The 19,039-nt window shown below is 43.9% G+C and carries 19 protein-coding genes; 13 read left to right on the top strand and 6 right to left on the bottom strand.

Features of this window, described 5'->3' with window-relative positions; translation table 11 throughout:
• Positions 1-38 precede the first annotated feature (38 nt).
• Both pckA and ispB read right to left on the bottom strand, forming a co-directional pair.
• On the bottom strand, positions 39-1,640 hold the full coding sequence (pckA, locus tag KKOR_RS08405; RefSeq protein ID WP_015780694.1) for a phosphoenolpyruvate carboxykinase (ATP): 1,602 nt from the start codon (positions 1,638-1,640) through the stop codon (positions 39-41).
• A 244-nt stretch (positions 1,641-1,884) separates the two neighbouring features.
• Positions 1,885-2,856 carry an octaprenyl diphosphate synthase gene (gene ispB, locus KKOR_RS08400; RefSeq protein WP_015780693.1) on the bottom strand — a complete coding sequence of 324 codons (972 nt, stop codon included), beginning with the start codon at positions 2,854-2,856 and terminating at the stop codon, positions 1,885-1,887.
• Positions 2,857-3,136: 280 nt separating this feature from the next.
• Between ispB and rplU the strand changes: the two genes are divergently transcribed.
• From rplU to cgtA, 3 genes are all read left to right on the top strand, one after another.
• Entirely contained in the window at positions 3,137-3,730 is a 594-nt protein-coding gene (gene rplU, locus KKOR_RS13785; RefSeq protein ID WP_015780692.1) for a 50S ribosomal protein L21, read from the top strand.
• A gap of 3 nt (positions 3,731-3,733) precedes the next feature.
• Positions 3,734-3,988 (top strand): 50S ribosomal protein L27, encoded by a 255-nt coding sequence (gene rpmA / locus KKOR_RS08390; RefSeq protein WP_015780691.1) that lies wholly within the window; start codon positions 3,734-3,736, stop codon positions 3,986-3,988.
• 129 nt (positions 3,989-4,117) lie between these two features.
• The gene (cgtA, locus tag KKOR_RS08385) at positions 4,118-5,392 is read left to right on the top strand and encodes an Obg family GTPase CgtA (RefSeq protein WP_015780690.1); all 1,275 of its coding nucleotides are present in this window, start codon (positions 4,118-4,120) and stop codon (positions 5,390-5,392) included.
• A gap of 52 nt (positions 5,393-5,444) precedes the next feature.
• Here cgtA and KKOR_RS08380 read toward each other — a convergent pair whose 3' ends face one another.
• On the bottom strand, positions 5,445-5,996 hold the full coding sequence (locus KKOR_RS08380) for a DsrE family protein (protein WP_015780689.1): 552 nt from the start codon (positions 5,994-5,996) through the stop codon (positions 5,445-5,447).
• A 137-nt stretch (positions 5,997-6,133) separates the two neighbouring features.
• Positions 6,134-7,480: a DUF1329 domain-containing protein gene (locus KKOR_RS08375; protein ID WP_015780688.1), complete on the bottom strand. Its 1,347-nt coding sequence runs from the start codon at positions 7,478-7,480 to the stop codon at positions 6,134-6,136.
• A gap of 252 nt (positions 7,481-7,732) precedes the next feature.
• Here KKOR_RS08375 and KKOR_RS08370 point away from each other — a divergent pair, with 252 nt between their 5' ends.
• Positions 7,733-8,176, top strand: coding sequence for a MarR family winged helix-turn-helix transcriptional regulator (locus KKOR_RS08370; protein ID WP_015780687.1), 444 nt, complete (start codon positions 7,733-7,735; stop codon positions 8,174-8,176).
• 160 nt (positions 8,177-8,336) lie between these two features.
• On the opposite strand, the gene rpsT is transcribed toward KKOR_RS08370, so the two are convergent.
• Positions 8,337-8,597, bottom strand: coding sequence for a 30S ribosomal protein S20 (gene rpsT, locus KKOR_RS08365; protein ID WP_015780686.1), 261 nt, complete (start codon positions 8,595-8,597; stop codon positions 8,337-8,339).
• 205 nt (positions 8,598-8,802) lie between these two features.
• Here rpsT and murJ point away from each other — a divergent pair, with 205 nt between their 5' ends.
• Positions 8,803-10,335 carry a murein biosynthesis integral membrane protein MurJ gene (murJ, locus tag KKOR_RS08360; RefSeq protein ID WP_015780685.1) on the top strand — a complete coding sequence of 511 codons (1,533 nt, stop codon included), beginning with the start codon at positions 8,803-8,805 and terminating at the stop codon, positions 10,333-10,335.
• A 62-nt stretch (positions 10,336-10,397) separates the two neighbouring features.
• Here the strand turns inward: murJ and KKOR_RS08355 are convergent, their stop codons facing one another.
• Positions 10,398-10,976 carry a hypothetical protein gene (locus tag KKOR_RS08355; RefSeq protein WP_015780684.1) on the bottom strand — a complete coding sequence of 193 codons (579 nt, stop codon included), beginning with the start codon at positions 10,974-10,976 and terminating at the stop codon, positions 10,398-10,400.
• A gap of 177 nt (positions 10,977-11,153) precedes the next feature.
• On the opposite strand from KKOR_RS08355, the gene ribF reads away from it, so the two are divergent.
• The 8 genes from ribF (at position 11,154) to KKOR_RS08315 (ending at position 19,032) form a co-directional block, all read left to right on the top strand.
• Positions 11,154-12,095 carry a bifunctional riboflavin kinase/FAD synthetase gene (ribF, locus tag KKOR_RS08350; RefSeq protein ID WP_015780683.1) on the top strand — a complete coding sequence of 314 codons (942 nt, stop codon included), beginning with the start codon at positions 11,154-11,156 and terminating at the stop codon, positions 12,093-12,095.
• Between the two features lie 53 nt (positions 12,096-12,148).
• Positions 12,149-14,965: an isoleucine--tRNA ligase gene (gene ileS, locus KKOR_RS08345; RefSeq protein WP_015780682.1), complete on the top strand. Its 2,817-nt coding sequence runs from the start codon at positions 12,149-12,151 to the stop codon at positions 14,963-14,965.
• Between the two features lie 14 nt (positions 14,966-14,979).
• A complete protein-coding gene (gene lspA, locus KKOR_RS08340) occupies positions 14,980-15,513 on the top strand; it encodes a signal peptidase II (protein ID WP_015780681.1) in 534 nt (177 codons plus the stop codon).
• Entirely contained in the window at positions 15,513-15,950 is a 438-nt protein-coding gene (gene fkpB, locus KKOR_RS08335) for an FKBP-type peptidyl-prolyl cis-trans isomerase (protein WP_015780680.1), read from the top strand. Before lspA ends, fkpB begins: the two co-directional genes overlap by 1 nt.
• 3 nt (positions 15,951-15,953) lie before the next feature.
• Positions 15,954-16,889, top strand: a complete 936-nt coding sequence (ispH, locus tag KKOR_RS08330) for a 4-hydroxy-3-methylbut-2-enyl diphosphate reductase (RefSeq protein ID WP_015780679.1) — start codon at positions 15,954-15,956, stop codon at positions 16,887-16,889.
• Positions 16,890-17,046: 157 nt separating this feature from the next.
• On the top strand, positions 17,047-17,706 hold the full coding sequence (pilV, locus tag KKOR_RS08325; protein WP_015780678.1) for a type IV pilus modification protein PilV: 660 nt from the start codon (positions 17,047-17,049) through the stop codon (positions 17,704-17,706).
• Between the two features lie 11 nt (positions 17,707-17,717).
• Positions 17,718-18,470, top strand: a complete 753-nt coding sequence (locus KKOR_RS08320) for a PilW family protein (RefSeq protein ID WP_015780677.1) — start codon at positions 17,718-17,720, stop codon at positions 18,468-18,470.
• A gap of 16 nt (positions 18,471-18,486) precedes the next feature.
• Positions 18,487-19,032: a pilus assembly PilX family protein gene (locus KKOR_RS08315; RefSeq protein ID WP_015780676.1), complete on the top strand. Its 546-nt coding sequence runs from the start codon at positions 18,487-18,489 to the stop codon at positions 19,030-19,032.
• Positions 19,033-19,039 lie beyond the last annotated feature (7 nt).

Genomic DNA, 19,039 nt, shown 5'->3' with positions numbered 1-19,039 from the left:
GCTCTGAGCGGCTTTTATTTTGAGCTTTAAACTTGCTATTAAAGCGATGGACCAGCTGAAATTAAAGCTTTAGCTTTGTCGTTATCAGCGAACCGGTCAAAGTTCTTAACGAACATTGCTGCAAGCTTTTTCGCTTTTTCTTCCCACTCAGCGGCGGACTCATAGGTGTTTTGTGGGTTTAGGATGTTGGTATCGACGCCTTTTAATTCAGTTGGGATAGCTAGATTGAAATAAGGTAGGTTTTCGAATGAACATTCTTCAATAGAACCATCCATAATGGCATCGATAATACCGCGAGTATCTTTGATGGAGATACGTTTACCGGTGCCGTTCCAGCCAGTATTGACTAAATACACTTCTGCGCCGGCATCTTGAATACGTTTTTCTAGTACTTCCGCATATTGAGTTGGATGTAAGGATAAGAATGCTTCACCAAAGCAGGAGGAGAAAGTTGGAGTTGGTTCCGTAATACCACGCTCGGTACCCGCCAGTTTAGCTGTGAAGCCCGATAGGAAGTAGTATTGAGTTTGGTCAGGAGTGAGCTTGGCCACTGGAGGGAGTACGCCAAATGCATCAGCTGTCAGGAACACGACTTTCTGAGCGTGGCCTGCCATTGAAACCGGTTTTACAATATTGTCGATGTGGTAAATAGGATAAGAAACACGAGTGTTTTCAGTTTTACTACCATCGTCAAAATCGATTTTACCGCTTTCATCAACGACTACATTCTCAAGTAAAGCGTCTCGACGAATTGCGCGGTAAATGTCAGGCTCATTTTCTTCAGTCAGATTGATGGTTTTTGCGTAACAACCACCTTCGAAGTTAAAGACACCATTATCATCCCAGCCATGCTCATCATCACCAATCAAAGCACGCTTTGGGTCAGTTGAAAGGGTTGTTTTGCCGGTACCAGACAGACCGAAGAAGATTGCTACGTCGCCTTTTTGACCAACATTAGCAGAGCAGTGCATGGAAGCAATGCCTTTTAGCGGAAGCAAGTAGTTCATCATTGAGAACATACCTTTCTTCATTTCGCCACCATACCAGGTGCCACCAATGAGCTGAATTTTTTCAGTCAGATTGAAGGCCACAAAATTTTCTGAGTTAAGACCATGCTCCTGCCACTTAGTGTTAGTTGCTTTTGAACCATTCATGACCACGAAGTCTGGCTCGAAACCTTCCAGCTCTTCTTCAGTTGGACGAATAAACATGTTTTTAACGAAGTGAGCTTGCCATGCAACCTGAGTGATAAAGCGTACTTTTAAGCGAGTTTCCTCATCAGCGCCGCAGAAAGTATCCACTACAAACAGACGGCTTTCTGATAGTTGATTGGTCACCACTTGCTTTAAGTCAGACCAGACTTCAGCAGAAATAGGTTTATTATCATTCACGCCATTTTTTGACCACCACACAGTATCGCGAGAGGTGTCATCCATAACGATGTATTTATCTTTTGGTGAACGACCTGTGAAGATACCGGTATCTACAGCAACCGCACCCGTGTCAGTAACCACGCCTTTTTCATAACCTTCAGCGCCGGGCTTGGTTTCTTCTTCAAATAGTAATTCGTAAGACGGGTTATAAACGATTTCTGAAACTGAGTGGATGCCATATTGGCTTAAATCAAGATTGCGAGACATTAGGTACTCCTCTTGGACAAAGGCTCTCAAACCTTTGCAATGCAACTGTTAAGCTAAGCGTTTCGGGATGCTTAAAATTGCGCGCTATTATCGCAGAAATTAAAAACGCTTGCGAGAGCTAAAAGCTATCAATTGTCAATTTTTTTGCCACTGATTAGCTTTTTAAATAGATAGTCTGAATCATTGTCTGTTAGCCCATCTTTGGCAAGGTATAAATTATGGGTAAAGACTCATTGGTTCGATATTAGGAGTTGCGCTTGAGGGACAGGTTGGCAATATCAATCAGTGCCTGTTTATACTGACTCTCTGGTAGTGGCTTTAGAGCACTAATGGCTTTAGCAACCGCTTTCTCTGCTGATTGGTAGGTGTATTCGATCGCGCCTGTATCTTGGATAATGCGTAAAATGGCATCCATATTATCAAGTCCACCCTGTTCGATGGCTTGGCGGATCATTTGCGCATCGGTGTCAGACCCATGCTGCATCGCATAAATAAGGGGTAGAGTAGGCTTACCTTCCGCCAGATCATCACCGACGTTCTTACCGAGCTCTTCGGTATCAGCTGCATAATCCAGAGCATCGTCCACTAGCTGGAAAGCATTGCCGAGCTGCAAGCCGTATTCACGTAAACCTTCCTCAACGTCTTTGCTGGCACCGGCAAGAATGGCGGCTAATTGAGTAGCAGCAGCAAATAGAATAGCGGTTTTACGTTCAATCACTTGGTAATATGAAGCTTCGTCCACATCAGGATCATTGACGTTCATTAGCTGTAGGACTTCACCAGCTGCTACTTCATTAGTGGTTTCCGAGAGTACTTCCATCACTCGCATTTCGCCTACCTCAACCATCATCTGGAAGGAGCGGCTGTATAAATAGTCACCTACCAGTACCGAGGCTTGATTACCAAACATGGCATTGGCGGTTTGGCGACCTCGGCGTAGATCAGATTCATCCACAACATCATCATGAAGCAGCGTGGCGGTATGGATAAGCTCAATCACTGCAGCGAGGTTCGGATGGAATTTGCCTTGATAATTTAACGACTTAGCGGCTAGAAGAAGGAGCATAGGACGCAGTCGCTTACCTCCCGCCGCAACAATATAATGACCGACCTGATTCACAAGAACCACGTCCGATTGCAGTCTGTCTATAATGATTTGGTTGGTCGTATCAAACTCATCTGCAACCAAGTCTCTGATTTCATCTAGGGTCATCATAATTATCAAAAGCGTTTGTATTCTGTAGGAAAATCAATAAAATGCACCGCAATCCTAGTGAGGCAAGGCGTTTCGGTCAAGTGTTATCGACGTTTTTTCAAAGCACAGCCCGATGCTAGGCATAAACAGGTGAAAAAAGCGTAAAAAAGCCAGGTTTCATCGGCTTTTCGCTTGATCCAACGCCTGCTTTGGCTTACAATTCGCGCCCTTAATTCGTAATCGCATTACATATTAACCTTGTCGTTGAGATATACGAGAGGGTCAAAACTGGAGAATAAATATGTACGCAGTAATAAAAAGTGGTGGCAAACAGCACCGCGTTAAAGAAGGCCAAGTTGTTCGCTTGGAGAAAATCGAAGCGGAAACTGGTGCTAACATCGACTTCAGTGAAGTATTGATGGTAGCAGATGGTGATAATATTCAACTTGGTACACCTTTAGTAGAAGGTGCTGTAGTATCAGCAGAAGTTGTTGATCACGGTCGCGCTAAGAAAGTTACTATTCTTAAGTTCAAGCGTCGTAAACACCACATGAAGCGTCAAGGCCACCGTCAGTGGTATACTGAAGTTAAAATTAACGGTATCGCTCTAGATGGTGCTAAGCCAACAGCTAAAAAAGCTCCTGCAAAAGCAGCAGCCAAAAAAGCTCCAGCTAAGAAAGCCGCTAAAACTGAGGGTGACGATTTAACAAAACTTTCAGGTGTGGGTCCAGTTATCGTTGGTAAATTAAATGACGCTGGTATCTCTACATTTAAACAAATCGCCGAATGGACAGCAGAAGATGTTGCTAAATTCGACGAAGAATTAAACTTTAAAGGCCGCATCGAACGTGAAAACTGGATCGAGCAGGCTAAAGAATTGGTAAAAGGAGAGTAAACGATGGCTCACAAGAAAGCTGGTGGTAGTACTCGTAACGGTCGCGATTCCGAAAGTAAACGTCTTGGTGTTAAACGCTTTGGCGGTGAAGAAGTAAGCGCAGGCAGCATTATCGTTCGTCAACGTGGTACTAGATTCCACGCTGGTAACGGTGTTGGTCTAGGCCGCGATCACACTTTGTTTGCAAAGGTTGACGGCAAAGTGAAATTCGAAGTTAAAGGTAAAAACAACCGTAAGTTTGTTTCTATCGACGCTTAATCGAATCAGATGAAGAAAAAGCCTCAGCCATCGCTGGGGCTTTTTTTTGTAAGTGACAATTTTAGGATTGTTGCTTTAACGGTATGATAGACAGATAGTCTAACAGGGTAATAGTGGCAGAATAGCGCAATGAAATTTGTTGATGAAGTATCCATAAAGGTGAAAGCAGGTGATGGCGGTAACGGCATTGTCAGTTTTCGTCGTGAGAAATATGTTGCACGTGGCGGCCCTGATGGTGGCGACGGTGGCAACGGCGGTAACGTCTATATTGTTGCTGATGCTGAGCTTAATACCTTAGTGGATTATCGCTTTGTGCGTTTTTATCAAGCAACACGAGGTGAGAACGGACAAGGACGTAATAAAACCGGTAGTAAAGGAGAAGAACTTTATTTAAAAGCTCCGGTTGGTACACAAATCACTGATAAAGAGACGGGTGAGGTTGTCGGTGATCTAGTTCGTGATGGACAAGCTGTGTTAGTTGCTAAAGGCGGCTTTCATGGGCTTGGTAACACACGTTTTAAAAGCTCAATAAACCGTGCTCCACGCAAGGCTACGCATGGTACTCCGGGTGAATTCCGTGAGCTTCGCCTCGAGCTTAAAGTATTAGCTGACGTTGGTCTGCTGGGTTTGCCTAATGCAGGTAAATCAACTTTCATTCGAGCTGTCTCATCAGCTAAACCTAAAGTGGCTGATTATCCTTTTACAACCTTGGTGCCTAACCTGGGTGTGGTACGAGTGGATACCGAGTCGAGCTTCGTGGTTGCCGATATTCCCGGTGTGATTGAAGGTGCGGCAGAGGGTGCCGGTCTTGGTATTCGATTCTTGCGTCATCTTGCACGTACTCGAATCTTATTGCACATAGTCGATTTGTTGCCATTTGATGAGTCGGATCCTGTTAAGAACTTTAATGGGATTATGAATGAGCTGTATAAGTACAGTGAAAGTAAGGACATATCTTTAAAAGATAAGCCGGTCTGGTTAGTGTTCAATAAAACCGATTTGTTATCGGAAGAAGAGGTTGAGGAAAAAATTGCCGATATGCTCGAGCGTTTGGAGTGGGACGGCCCTGTTTACCGTATGTCAGCTATTCAGAAGGAAGGAACTCGAAAAATCTGCAATGACATCATGGACTACCTCATCGAGCATCCCAAAATGCGTGAGTATGAGGCGGAGACTCAAGCTCAGTCATTCAACTGGCCTGAGCCAGGTGCGATTGATGAAGTGCCACAAGAAGTCTGGGATGACCTCGATGACGAGTGGGATGAAGAGGGTGATGCAGAGGGCGATGAGGGGCTGGATGAAGGGCCGTCTGAGCAAGAAGAGCTCAATGGTGAAGGTTCAGAAACTGATGAAACCTCAGTAGATGCTGACGAGTCAGTAGAGCAAGAAAAAGATAAGCCCTAGTGTTTCCTCAAAATTAGAAACATTAAAAAGCGAGCCGTGTGCTCGCTTTTTTTTAAAACGGAATTAACTGGTAATCGTCTTCCTGCAACAATACCGCCATGGTCATGGCCGACAAAGCTAGTTTCACGTCAGGAGATAACTCGCTTTTCTTAACCTCATAAAAGGCAACTGATTGACCGCAGACGTAGAACTCAACACCATGCTCAGCTAATTGGTGAATCAGGTCAGTATTTGGGTTCTTAAAGCCATGGCGTTTGGCATAAGCTTCATCGGTTAAGATATCTTTGACTGCTGCACCATGTATGACTACCGCTAGCTTCATCTGTTCTGGCTTAACACCATTTCTGACATGCATGTTTAAGAAACGGGCAACCGACTCTATTTTACGATTATATTGATCGTGCTTTTGGTTGGTTGCGCTAATATCAAACAGCGCTTTATAAACAAAGCCTTCGGGTAATTGGATGTCACTATCTTCGATGGCTGAAGTTGGTCCATAACCCTCAATAACTGGGCCCATTTCGATATCACTTTTGGCTTTGGAGACATGCACTGCAAGGGCGAGCAGGCTACTGGTGAGTATAAGGCAGATCCTTTTCTTCATATAAAACCTCTATTGGGAATTTTCTGTGGCGCTCATTAAGAACTATACTTAGCATAACAATAAGTGGCAAAAAAAAGCCACTCTTGAGAGTGGCTAAAACACAGGTGGATATAAAGCAGGGGGGACTAATTTCTCTATTAGCGTCCTTCACGTCTTAGTGCTGAGGCTGTGAATTTACTGTAGTTAAGCTCGGTTCCGAAGTCGTACATGGTTTCTTTGTTATCCAGGCCAAAAGCGATATAGCGTTTGGCTTTGAGATCATGAAGCACGTCCAGAGTGCTCCAAAGGACGGGAACTTCGTAATAGTTGATAGCATGAGCTTCGCCTACGCGCCAAAGTTGGCCATTTTCATCATAGTGATCGACTAGCAGCGCTTGCCAGCTGTCTTCATCAAGATAGAATGTTCTGCGACTATAGATGTTGTGCTCGGTTTCTTTAAGGGTTGCTTCGACCACCCAGACACGATGTAGCTCATATCTAGCCAAATCCTGATTAATATGACCTGGACGAATGATATCGTCATAGTTTAATTGGTCACTATGTAATTTATAGGCGTTGTAGGGAACATAGATTTCTTTCTTACCCTTTAATTCCCAGTCGTACTTATCCGGAGAGCCGCTGAACATATCAAAGTTATCAACTGTAGATAAGCCATCCGAAGCCAGTGCTGGAGCATCATAAGCTACTGTTGGTGTGCGGCTTGCGCGTCGACGGCCTGGATCATAACGCCAGGCACGGCGAGGATCTTCTACCTGATTGGAGGTTTCGTGAACGAGCAAAACTTGGCCTGCCAAGTTAGAGGGTGCTGTTATGCGCTGCTTATAAAGGAACAGCAGATTGTCTTTTTCAGGGTTTTCCTGAACGTAATACTGTAAAGATTCCTGCTCAAATTTAACGGGCGTATAGCTGCCGTCTTGTTGTGGCGTAACCTGAATGTACTCACGAGTTATATATTCGCCACGGTAGCGGGTTAAGTGGTTCCAGATGGCTTCTAAGCCGTTATTGGGGATTGGAAAGGGAGCGCCAACTTTAGCATTAACTAAACCCGCCCCATCTTGAGTAAGCTCTGCTCTAGTTGCATTTTGAATACTGTAATCATAGACCTTTTGCGGGAAAGAGGCTGTTCTATGAGTTGGGTAGACCTTGATTTTGTAATCAGGGTATTGATTGACCATCGCAACCTGACCGGCAGTCAGCTTGTCGGCGTAACGCTGGACATTATTTTTATCAATGATCAGTAGTGCCTTCTCATCAGCAAAAGGATCTTTATGGTGTTCGCCTGGCTCATAATCTTGAGGAATTTGTTTGATACCACCTGTCCAGGCTGGGATAGTGCCGTCCCCACTGCCTGCTAATTCAGCCCCAATGGGACTCAGGGTTTTACCCAAAGCCGTTGCTTGATCGGCTGTAACTTTGGCCTGGCTTGGAGTAATTGAAAGAATACTAAGGGTCGTAACAACTGCGGATATGAAGACCTTTCTCATTAAAATGCCTCAAGAAGGTACTGAAAATGTGGCGCAATTCTACTCATCCGATCAATAAAGTCAATAACTGGTCATACCTCATAGAGTGAAACTAATAAGGTTGCATTTTAACTGCCTGATATTGCACGTATATGCCTGTGAAGATTTTACATTCTCATAGTTAGTTTCTATCTTTTTATGAATGAATTGTTGAAATATACAGCCAAGGTGAATATATTTAACCAATGTTAATATTTAACGATAATAAGCTAAATGCCTGACTCTATAAACAAACATTCCGAAGTAGCGGAAAAGTTACATCGCGTAGCCATTTATTTACTTCGAAATACCAAGAAGCATGATCAGGAAAGCGGTTTAACCCCTGAAAGGCTTTCCTTGCTTTCTATCCTCGTCTACATTGGTCCGCAGACCATAAACAGTCTGGCTGAGATGGAACAGGTATCAGCGCCGGCGATCACTCGAACTGTGAAAAGTCTGGAGAAGCAGGGTTATGTAATCAAATCTCGATCAAAGACCGATCAAAGGGTTGTCTATGTTGCACCGACCCGTAAAAGCCAGCAATTACTGGATGAAACGCAGCGTAAGAGGGTAGATAGAATAGAGCACTTGCTTGAGGGGGCAGCCGAAGAGGATTTAAAGCAATTGAAGGCAGCAATGATTATTCTGGAAAAACAAATAGTGAATAATGTCTTATAAAATAAAGTGTTGCGCGTGATTGATAGAGGCGCTTGTTGCCTAGAAGGCATATTACACAGCAACAAAAAAAGCTGCGACTCAAAAGAGAAGCAGCTTTTACAATTCTTACTGTCTAACTACTGGTTGTTGAATTGACTCAAATAACCAGCAAACCAAGCAATTATAGAGCTTGGATACGTGCGGTAAGGCGGCTCTTATGACGAGCAGCTTTATTTTTGTGGATAATGCCTTTGTTTGCGGCTTTATCAATCACAGGGATAGCACGCTCGAAAGCAGCTTGCGCGTCAGTTTTGTTGCCTGCATCAATAGCATAAACAACTTTTTTAATGTAGCTGCGCAACATAGAGCGGCGGCTAGCGTTGTGCTGGCGACGAGCTTCAGCTTGACGAGCACGTTTTTTGGCAGATTTAATGTTAGCCAAGGTGAACTCCTAACAACGTAATAGTTAATTCAAAATTTAAGGTCGCGAAATATACCGTCTTTGCACGTCCTTATCAAGTAAAAACCACCAAAAACGGCAGAATTCTGGCAATTTGGAGGCTTTTAAAGCGATTGTCTGGTCGCAGGTCTAATTATCCCTTAAACTTGCGCCAATTTCTACAACAAACAACAGATTAGGGGAATCGATGGGAGGCTTACTAAAATCAAGTACCATCGTCAGTTTTTGGACTATGATCTCGCGCGTTATGGGCTTAGTGCGCGATGTGGTTCTAGCCAATCTTTTAGGTGCCTCATTCCAGGCGGATGTCTTTCTGGTGGCACAAAAAATCCCTAACTTTTTACGCCGGTTGTTTGGTGAGGGTGCCTTTGCCACTGCATTTGTACCGGTATTTTCTGAGTATTATTCCAATCGAAGCCAAAAAGAAACGGTCCAACTGTTAAGCAAGGTGTCGGGTACCTTAGGCGGTGTTCTAGCGATCGTCACCATTGTCGGTGTGTTGGGTTCGCAAGGTGTTATTGCCATTTTTGGTATCGGTTTTCTTGATGAGCCCGAAAAGTTTAACCTGGCCAGCGACCTGTTGAAGATCACATTCCCTTATATCTTCTTTATCTCGCTGGTTGCGATGTACAGTTCGGTTCTCAATACGCTGAATAAGTTTGCAGTGCCTGCTTTTGCGCCTATTCTGCTCAATCTGTCGATTATCGCAGCCGCGATAGTCTATGCCCCGACCATGGAAGAACCAACCGTTGCATTGGCCTGGGCTATTTTTATTGCTGGTGCTTTGCAGTTGTTTTTACATTTTCCATTTTTGTGGAAAGCGGGTTATTTGCCAAAACCGCAATGGGCCTGGAAAGACACCGCGGTACAACGCATTATCAAATTGATGATCCCGGTGATATTTGGTGCATCTGTCAGCCAAATCAATCTGCTAATCGATACTCAGATTGCTTCGCTGCTGGTTGAAGGTAGTATTTCATGGCTGTATTACTCTGACCGATTACTGGAATTTCCTTTGGGTATTTTCGGCATAGCCATTGCGACTGTGTTACTGCCGACTTTGTCCAAGTTCTTCTCCAAGAAAGATATGCAGCATTATTCAGGGACTTTGGACTGGGGCTTGCGAATGGTGCTGATGATTGGTATTCCAGCAGCCATTGGCCTTTTCTGGTTAGCAGAGCCTATTATGATTACGGTGTTTCAACATGGAGCTTTCACCGAATACGACTCGTTTAAAGCCGGACAGAGTTTGCAGGCATATTCTTCGGGCTTGATAGCTTTCATGATGGTAAAAGTGTTTTTGACCGGTTTCTATTCGCGTCAGGATACTAAAACTCCTGTCAAAATTGCGGTAGTGGCGGTGGTCACTAATATTGTCTTGAACCTTGCTCTGTTTAAGCCTTTTGGTCATGTGGGACTGGCTGCGGCAACCAGTGTTTCAGCTTTCGTTAATGCTATTTTGTTGTACCATTACTTGAGCAAAGATAACCACTTAAAGCTTTCCAGAGAAAGTAAGTTATGGATTGGCAAGCTGATTGTGGCCAGCGGTTTATTGTTATTAGGGCTTTGGTATACAGACTTTAGTGTTGAACAGTGGCAAGCCTGGTCGCGAATGGAAGCTATCGGCATGATCAGTTTTATCATCACTGCAACCATCGCCGCTTACGCCGTTCTTTTAGTTATATTAGGGCTAAGACGTAAAGATTTTAGGATTGGTTGATATCCGCCTTACAATAAAAAGGGAAGCCTCTGCTTCCCTTTTTTAATGGTGTTGTAGCTAAATTACTTTTCCTCAACCAGCTTCAACACAGCTTTATACCGTGGTTGTTGATGGCGCTCCAGGTAGTAAGTTAGCTCTTCGGTTTCTGGATTGTATTCCAGCATCCAGACATTGCTTTGAGCTTCAGGAATCATCTCAAAGGTATAGTCATCGGCATGGAAAAACTGTTTGTACTGGGTCGGTTTCTCGCCTTTATACGGTGCCGAATAACCACCATAAAGGGTCTGTTCGTCTGGGGTTCCATCCTCATGACGGTGATCATGGCGTAATCTCAAGCCGTTATCAGTCTTGTAGATTAACCAGGTTCTGGACTTGTCTTCTCCAACATGGAATGGAATAGAAACGTAACGTGGACCACAGCCATCAATAGTGGCTACCAGCTTTTTGCCGGCAAAATCATGGTCAGGATCATCAGGGTAGGTGGATTCACCGATAAACTGACTGCCACACATACGGGCAAGGTTATCAAAGAAGGCCGCCTCTTCATCGGTTAAGTCATAATCGGGTGAGAAAAAACAGGCGCAGCTAGCAAGCAATAAGCTCGATGCTAAGACTGTTGTAGTTTTTAGTTGCGTTTTCATGAGGTTAGGCGCTTCCTATGGAATTTTGAAGATAGTCCATATCTTGGCACTTTCCTTACTTGGATTCAAATTGAATGAAAATTGCCTAATTTGTTGAAAGGTGGTTAATTCCTGACCCATAGTCCGCTATAATTGCCCGCTTTGAATAGCTCTAGTCGCTTGGAGAACATTGCGTTCATGCGCTTAATTCGTGGTCTTTACAGTTGTCCGCCGAACCTGTTTGCGCAGGGCAGTGTGGCAACCATTGGTAACTTTGACGGTGTTCACTTAGGCCATCAGGCGATCATCAAGCGATTAACGGTTAAGGCTGAAGCTTTATCCGTGCCTAGTGTTGTTATTGTTTTTGAGCCTCACCCGCAAGAATTTTTCCGCCCCGATGCTGCGCCAGCGCGTTTGTTTAAGCTGACTGATAAGCTGCTTGCATTGAAAGACTTAGGTGTGGATTACGTATTATGTTTGCGTTTTAATCAAGAGCTGGCAGAGTTAAGTGCTGAAGATTTTATTCGCCGTGTGCTGGTGGAAACCTTACGGGTTAAGCATCTATTTATAGGTGATGATTTTAAGTTTGGTTATCAGCGACAGGGTGACTTTGCTTTATTGAATCAGGCTGGTCATTTTCCAGTTGAAGCAAACCAGACGGTTGTGCAAGAAGTTGACGGCGGTGATGTGCGTATTAGCAGCAGTCTCGTAAGACAGGCTATAGCTGATAGTGACTTTACACGAACTGAAAAGTTGCTCGGTCGTCCTTATCGGTTTAGTGGACGAGTTGCACATGGTGATAAGCAGGGCAGAACAATTGGTATTCCAACTGCGAACATTGCGTTAAAACGTTTAAAAAGCCCATTGCAGGGTGTTTATGCAGTTAAGGTGCTGGGTATTGGGAATAAGGCCATTAATGGCGTTGCTAACGTTGGCAAGAAACCGACGTTGAATGAACGCAAAGAGCGACTTGAAATACATTTATTTGATTTTGAGGGTGATGTTTACGGACAACATCTGACTATTGAACCAATTACTAAAATTCGTGACGAACAGAAGTTCAATGGTAAAGATGAGTTGATCGAACAGATTAACCGAGATATTGAAAAAGCGAGAGCGCTTTTTAACAACCAGCTTTGATCTTATTAACAAAGTATTAATTTAATTTCACATAAAACAGAGTAGTAGCTTAAATGAGCGATTATAAAGACACATTAAACCTACCGAAAACACGTTTTGAAATGCGTGGAAATTTGCCACAACGCGAGCCAAAAATGTTGGCCGAATGGAGCAAGAACGATCTTTACGGCGAGATTCGTAAAGCGCGTGCTGGTCGTGAGCAATTCATTTTGCACGATGGCCCTCCGTATGCGAATGGCAATATTCACATCGGACACTCTGTAAATAAAATTCTTAAAGATATCGTTGTTAAAAGCAAAACCTTGAGTGGTTTCGACAGCCCTTATGTTCCTGGCTGGGATTGCCATGGTCTGCCGATTGAAAATAATGTTGAGAAAAAAGTCGGTAAAGCTGGCGCAAAAGTATCACACGCTGAGTTTCGTCAAAAGTGTCGTGACTATGCAGCGAAACAGGTTGATGGCCAGAAAACTGATTTCATTCGCCTCGGTGTCTTAGGTGAGTGGGACAATCCTTATTTGACTATGGACTTCAAATTTGAAGCCAATATCGTACGCGCCTTATCAAAACTGGTTCGTAATGGACACCTTTTTAAAGGTGAAAAGCCTGTTTATTGGAGTGTGGTCGGTGGCTCTTCTTTGGCGGAAGCGGAAGTTGAATATCAAGATAAAACGTCATTCTCCGTTTATGTGAATTATCCGGTTAGCGATGAGCAGAAATTTTTACAGGCATTTGACTTTGCTGGTGAACAGGGCGAAGGCGAAGTTTCAGTTGTAATCTGGACAACAACTCCTTGGACGCTGCCTTCTAGTCAGGCAGTTACCGTTCACGAAGATTTGGACTATGTGTTAGTTCAGGTTGAGCGTGAGTCTGGTAAAGAACGCTTTGTACTTGCTCAGGAGCTTGTTGAGAGCGTTATGAAGGAAGCAGAGATTGAGCAGTATACAATTCTTGCTTCAAGCAAAGGTTCTAAACTTGAAAATCTCGAGCTTAACCATCCATTCTACGACAAAAAAGTGCCCGTGATCATCGGTGAGCATGTCACCACTGATGCCGGTACGGGTCTTGTGCATACTGCACCGGATCATGGTCCTGATGACTTTGTGGTGGGAAAGAAGTATGGCATTGGCTTATTGAACTATGTGATGGCTAACGGTGTTTTCTCCGATGATACGCCAGTGTTTGCCGGTCAGCATGTTTATAAAGTTGATCAGCCGGTGGTTGACCATTTGCTCGAAAAAGGGCGCTTACTCCATCAAGACAAGTTGCGTCACAGTTATCCGCATTGCTGGCGTACTAAAACGCCATTGATTTATCGCGCCACTCCGCAATGGTTTATATCGATGAGCCAAAATGGTTTGCAGGCGCAAGCCATGGAAGAAATCAAAAAAGTGAAGTGGGTGCCGGAATGGGGTGAAGCACGTATCGAAAGTATGGTTGGCTCACGTCCTGACTGGTGTATTTCACGTCAGCGTACCTGGGGTGTGCCATTGTGTTTGTTCATTGATAAGCAGACCGGCGAGCCGCATCCAGACTCGGCTGACTTGATGGAAAAAGTGTCTGCTTATATCGAAGAGAAGGGCATTCAGGCCTGGTATGACTTAGACGCTTCTGAGTTTGTTGATGCTGACAAGTACGAAAAAATTGATGACACATTGGACGTCTGGTTCGATTCAGGCGTGACCCATTATTGTGTGCTTGAAGCACGCGATTATTTACGTCAGCCAGCAGACTTATATCTAGAGGGATCGGATCAGCATCGCGGCTGGTTCCAGTCTTCGCTATTAACTGCAACGGGTATGTACGGTCATGCGCCTTACAAGCACTGTTTGACCCATGGCTTTGTGGTTGATGGTAAAGGCGAAAAAATGTCCAAGTCCAAAGGCAACGTGATGGCTCCGAACGATGTCATTAACAAGCTAGGTGCTGATGTATTGCGTCTTTGGGTATCTTCTGCGGACTATCGCGGTGAGATGGCGGTTTCCGACGAAATTTTAAAGCGCACCGGTGATACTTATCGTCGTTTGCGTAATACCTCGCGCTTCCTGTTATCCAACCTTGAGGGATTTAACCCAGCTACGGACTTGGTGGCTAAAGATGACTTGTTGCCACTGGATCGTTGGGCAGTGGATTGTGCTTATCAGGCGCAACAGGAAATTATCAAGGCTTATGACGAATACAACTTCTGGTTAGTGGCGCAAAAAATTCATCACTTCTGTTCAATTGATATGGGCAGTTTCTATCTGGATATCATTAAGGATCGCCAATACACCGCAAAAACAGGTTCGCGTGCGCAGCGTTCTTGCCAAACGGCTCTGTATCATATTATCGAAGGACTCGTTCGTTGGATGGCACCTGTGTTGAGCTTTACTGCTAACGAAATATGGCCTTTATTACCTGAGCCAGCTCAGGGTAAGCGCGAGTCCAATGTGTTTATTGCCGAGTGGTATCAAGACTTATTCCCGATGGAGCAAGCCAAGATTACTCAAGCTGACTGGGCGCTCATTTCGCAAGTTAAAGATGAAGTGAACCGTGCGTTAGAAGCTAAGCGTAAAGATGGCGCTATTGGTGGCTCGTTAGCGGCTGAAGTGACTCTTTATGCCAATGATGAACTGTATGCAGTTTTATCTAAACTGGAAGATGAATTACGCTTTGTATTCATAACCTCGCAGGCTCGTCTTGAAAAAGGTGAGGGCGGAGAACCTACTGAAATGAAAGGCTTGCAGTTGAGCATTACAAAATCTGAAGCAGAGAAGTGCGAACGTTGCTGGCATCATCGTCATGATGTAGGTGAAAATCCTGAGCATCCAACCATTTGTATTCGTTGCGTTGAAAACGTCGCCGGTAATGGCGAAATTCGTCATTACGCTTAAGGCCATTAACGACTATGAAAAGATTGCCATTTAAACAGTCAGGCCTGGTGTGGTTGTGGTTAACCGTGATTTTATTGATTATCGATCAGGTAACCAAAATTTGGGCTAATTCGGCGCTGGCTCCGGTTCATGGCGGACCGATCATTGAGCTGATGCCGCATTTTAATTTAAACCTTGCCTATAACTACGGTGCGGCATTCAGCTTTCTCGGCGATGCTGGGGGCTGGCAACGTTGGTTTTTTACTGCGGTAGCGATTGGAATCAGCTTACTGTTGTTGTTCTGGATGTGGTGTACTGAATCCAGCAAGAAACTGCCAAATGTCGGCATGGCACTGATTCTGAGTGGTGCTTTTGGTAATTTAATTGACCGCATGGCTTATGGTTATGTGGTCGATTTTATTGACTGGTATGTATCCATAGACGGTTACCATTGGCCAACGTTTAACATTGCTGATAGCGTAATCCTGATAGGCGTTGGGCTTTTATTGATTGACTCATTCGTTAATCCAGAAGAAAAATCCAAAGCTAAAATAGACGAGAAGAATTAATGAAAATTGAAGCAAACTCAAAGGCTTTAGTGCATTTTAATATTTTGCTTAAGGATGGCTCAGCAGCGGACAGTACGCGTGTAGATGGTAAACCAGTGTGGTTTATTTTTGGTGACGGTAGTTTAACTGATAAAGTTGAGTCTAAATTGCTCGGCTCGGAAAAAGGCGAAACCCGCAAGCTGGACATTCATGGCTCGGATTTTTTTGGTCCTTCCAGCCCTGACAATGTTCACTTTATGGATATTAACCAATTTCCGGTAGATTTGAAGTTGGAAGAAGGCTCTATTATTGCCTTTGAACAAATGGGTGGTGGAGCAATACCTGGTATGGTTCGTGAAGTAAAAGGCCATTCAGTTAAGGTGGATTTTAATCATCCATTAGCTGACCAGGACATAATTGTAGAAATTGAAGTTGTCGATATTCGACACCAGGAATAAAAGATGGACATTGTTTTAGCTAATCCTCGTGGTTTTTGTGCCGGTGTAGACCGAGCCATCGAAATCGTTAATCGTGCGATTGAGATTTTTGGGGCTCCGATTTATGTCAAGCATGAAGTTGTCCATAATAAATTCGTTGTGGATGGACTGCGTGAAAAAGGTGCGGTTTTTATCGAAGATCTGAATGATGTGCCTGAAAATGCCACTTTGATTTTCAGCGCACACGGTGTTTCTCAGCAGGTTCGACATGAAGCTAAAGAGCGTAATTTAAAAGTATTTGATGCCACTTGTCCCTTAGTGACAAAAGTTCATATGGAAGTTTCGCGCCACAGCCGCCGTAACGAAGAGTGTGTCTTAATTGGTCATAAAGGTCACCCAGAAGTCGAAGGTACTATGGGGCAATATGACAACACAGGTGCTGGTATCTACCTGGTTGAAGATGAGCAAGATGTGGCTCAACTGGAGGTGAACGATGCTAATTCCTTGTTTTACGTGACTCAGACGACGTTATCTGTTGACGATACCCAGCGCTTGGTGAAGGCTCTACAGGCTAAATTCCCGAATATTCAAGGGCCTAAAAAAGACGATATTTGCTATGCGACACAAAACCGACAAGACGCAGTTAAACAGCTAGCTGCAGAGTGTGATCTCATTTTGGTGGTTGGTGCGCAGAACAGCTCGAATTCAAGCCGTTTGCAAGAGCTCGCGGAGAATCAAGGTTGCCGTTCTTATTTGATTAATAATGCGACTGAAATTGATTCATCCTGGCTTAATGGCGTTAACAAGGTTGGCGTTACAGCCGGGGCTTCAGCGCCAGAAATACTGGTTCAAGATGTGATTAAATATCTTGAGTCACAGGGCGGGTCAACGGCTTTCGAATCTGAAGGCGTGGAAGAGAGCATTGTATTCGTACTTCCAGCAGAATTAAGAACAGAGTAACCTGTACTTAAGCTCCTGATTATTATAATTTTCCTTTCTTTGAGCCGATAAGTTTACCGTTTATCGGCTAGATCTTACCGTTTGTCTATTAGTTCGTGCTCTTGCTCCTTCATTTTCGTATAACATACTGGTGAAAAAATTATTTTGGACCAGATTAATGTTAAAGAAAAAACTCAAAACATCCGGATACCCCAAAGTGAAGCCTGCTTTCTCTAAACAGCAGGGTTTCAGTTTAATGGAAGTCTTAATTGCAATGATTATTATCGCAATTGGTTTGTTAGGCTTCCTTTCTTTACAACTTGCGTCAGTCAACTCCAATCAGGAAGGAATGGCTCGCACCCAGGCGACATTAGTAGGTCAAGATTTGGCCGCATCTATGCGTGGTAATCGAAAGTTCATTAATGAGGTTGACGGTACACTTAACCCTTACCTTAACAATGATGCGTATAACGACTGTACTACAGAGCCACCTCAGGCTTGTGGAGGTGCTGGTTCAAATTGTACTGCCACTCAGCAAGCGGAGTTTGATGTGTGGAAAGTGTGCGCAACTCTCAGTGGCTTTGATGGGTCTGCAGCTAATACTGTCGCTAACAATCCAATGATTGGTGGTCAAGTGCTTGTTTCTTGTAAAGATAGAGATACTCTTGATGGAGACATTTGTTCGCCTGGTTCAACATTTAGTATTTATACCTACTGGCAAGCAGGAGCCCTTAGAGAAGATGTAGGGCAAACTCAGGGTATCATCAGGAATGCTCGTTGTGACGCATTGGCGCCTGGTGATGACTTTGACTGTACCGTTATTGATTTAATGCCATGAGGAAACACCAAATGACAAATTCTAAAATGATGAACTCTCTTAAAAGTAAGCAGCAGGCATTTACCTTAATTGAGTATATGGTTGCTATTTTACTTGGCTTAATTCTTCTTGGCGGTTTAACTTATTTATTCATTGGTATGAAGCGCTCAAACGAAACTCAATCAAGCATTGCGCAGATGCAGGAAAGTGGGCGCTTTGCTATGTACTATTTAACCAATGATATTCAATATGCCGGTTGGGCTAATGTCGAAGAAAAAGGTTACGGTTTTTATACTTCACCTGCTTTTGATTTTGCTAGCGGGACAGCCGACGGAGGTAGTGCCGCGGCTAGTGATTCGATAAAAATTCGCTATGAGGCTCCAGCAGACTGCTTGGGTAATGCTAGCGGAGGAATTGTAGAGAATCGTTACTATGTCGAAGATGGACAATTGATGTGTGAAGGTGTTGCAGGTACGCCACAGCCGCTAATCAGTAACGTTGATGCATTACACTTCTTATACGGTGTCGATACTGATGGTGACACAGTTCCTAATAAGTTTATAAGAGCAGACCAGATCGCTTCTAACGAACGTGAATCTATAGCTGCTGTAAAAGTGATGCTGATTTTATCATCCAGCAATGATATTCGTCCCGATACAAGCGCTCAGAGCTTTAGCGTTATGGGGCATGACGACACTTATGATGTTAGCGACAAAAAAGCTCGTAAAATATTTTCGACGACCATATCGGTCCCGAACAAACCAGAATTCATAATTACGACTTAAAATAGTGAGTAGAGCTATGATGAGAAAACAGTTACCAAAAAACCAAGGTGTCACACTAGCAATGGTGCTCATCTTCTTATTAATACTGACCGTGTTAGGCGTTGCCAGTATGTCAGACTCGGTGATTCAACAGAAATCATCCACAAACGTATACCTTGAAAACGAAGCATTCCATGTGGCAGAAAGTGCTGTAAGTGCAACCATCTATTGGGATGAGATTGCTGGTAATGCTTTGTATGGTACCAATACTTCAGAGACAAATGTCGGGCAAGAGTATTGTTTAGGAGACAGTGGCATCCTGACTCCAGTTGATGATGGAGCAAGTTGTGCAGAGGCGTTTGAAGGTTATGCAAATGTTATTGCCTATTCGCGAGTCGAGTATTTAGGCTGTGGTACTTGCCCCAATTTTGAGTTGGGTGTGTCGCCTAGTATCGGTTGTAATGCCTGGAAAATAACAGGTGATGCGACCGTTGCTGAAAAAACGAATGTTGCTGTGCAAAGCTGGGTCACAAAAGTGGGTGGCTGCTTTACTGCAGGCAAAGATTTAGAATTAACTCTATAAGGTGTTG

The organism is Kangiella koreensis DSM 16069 (assembly GCF_000024085.1).
GTDB lineage: Bacteria > Pseudomonadota > Gammaproteobacteria > Enterobacterales > Kangiellaceae > Kangiella > Kangiella koreensis.
This window is presented reverse-complemented; position numbering and strand designations above follow the sequence as displayed.

Coding starts and splice junctions, on each gene's coding strand:
- KKOR_RS08380 (WP_015780689.1), bottom strand. CDS start 5,996: ATGAAGAAAAGGATCTGCCTTATACTCACCAGTAGCCTGCTCGCCCTT.
- KKOR_RS08355 (WP_015780684.1), bottom strand. CDS start 10,976: ATGAAAACGCAACTAAAAACTACAACAGTCTTAGCATCGAGCTTATTG.
- pckA (WP_015780694.1), bottom strand. CDS start 1,640: ATGTCTCGCAATCTTGATTTAAGCCAATATGGCATCCACTCAGTTTCA.
- lspA (WP_015780681.1), top strand. CDS start 14,980: ATGAAAAGATTGCCATTTAAACAGTCAGGCCTGGTGTGGTTGTGGTTA.
- rplU (WP_015780692.1), top strand. CDS start 3,137: ATGTACGCAGTAATAAAAAGTGGTGGCAAACAGCACCGCGTTAAAGAA.
- pilV (WP_015780678.1), top strand. CDS start 17,047: ATGTTAAAGAAAAAACTCAAAACATCCGGATACCCCAAAGTGAAGCCT.
- KKOR_RS08315 (WP_015780676.1), top strand. CDS start 18,487: ATGATGAGAAAACAGTTACCAAAAAACCAAGGTGTCACACTAGCAATG.
- murJ (WP_015780685.1), top strand. CDS start 8,803: ATGGGAGGCTTACTAAAATCAAGTACCATCGTCAGTTTTTGGACTATG.
- ispB (WP_015780693.1), bottom strand. CDS start 2,856: ATGATGACCCTAGATGAAATCAGAGACTTGGTTGCAGATGAGTTTGAT.
- ribF (WP_015780683.1), top strand. CDS start 11,154: ATGCGCTTAATTCGTGGTCTTTACAGTTGTCCGCCGAACCTGTTTGCG.
- fkpB (WP_015780680.1), top strand. CDS start 15,513: ATGAAAATTGAAGCAAACTCAAAGGCTTTAGTGCATTTTAATATTTTG.
- KKOR_RS08375 (WP_015780688.1), bottom strand. CDS start 7,480: ATGAGAAAGGTCTTCATATCCGCAGTTGTTACGACCCTTAGTATTCTT.
- ileS (WP_015780682.1), top strand. CDS start 12,149: ATGAGCGATTATAAAGACACATTAAACCTACCGAAAACACGTTTTGAA.
- KKOR_RS08370 (WP_015780687.1), top strand. CDS start 7,733: ATGCCTGACTCTATAAACAAACATTCCGAAGTAGCGGAAAAGTTACAT.
- KKOR_RS08320 (WP_015780677.1), top strand. CDS start 17,718: ATGACAAATTCTAAAATGATGAACTCTCTTAAAAGTAAGCAGCAGGCA.
- ispH (WP_015780679.1), top strand. CDS start 15,954: ATGGACATTGTTTTAGCTAATCCTCGTGGTTTTTGTGCCGGTGTAGAC.
- rpmA (WP_015780691.1), top strand. CDS start 3,734: ATGGCTCACAAGAAAGCTGGTGGTAGTACTCGTAACGGTCGCGATTCC.
- cgtA (WP_015780690.1), top strand. CDS start 4,118: ATGAAATTTGTTGATGAAGTATCCATAAAGGTGAAAGCAGGTGATGGC.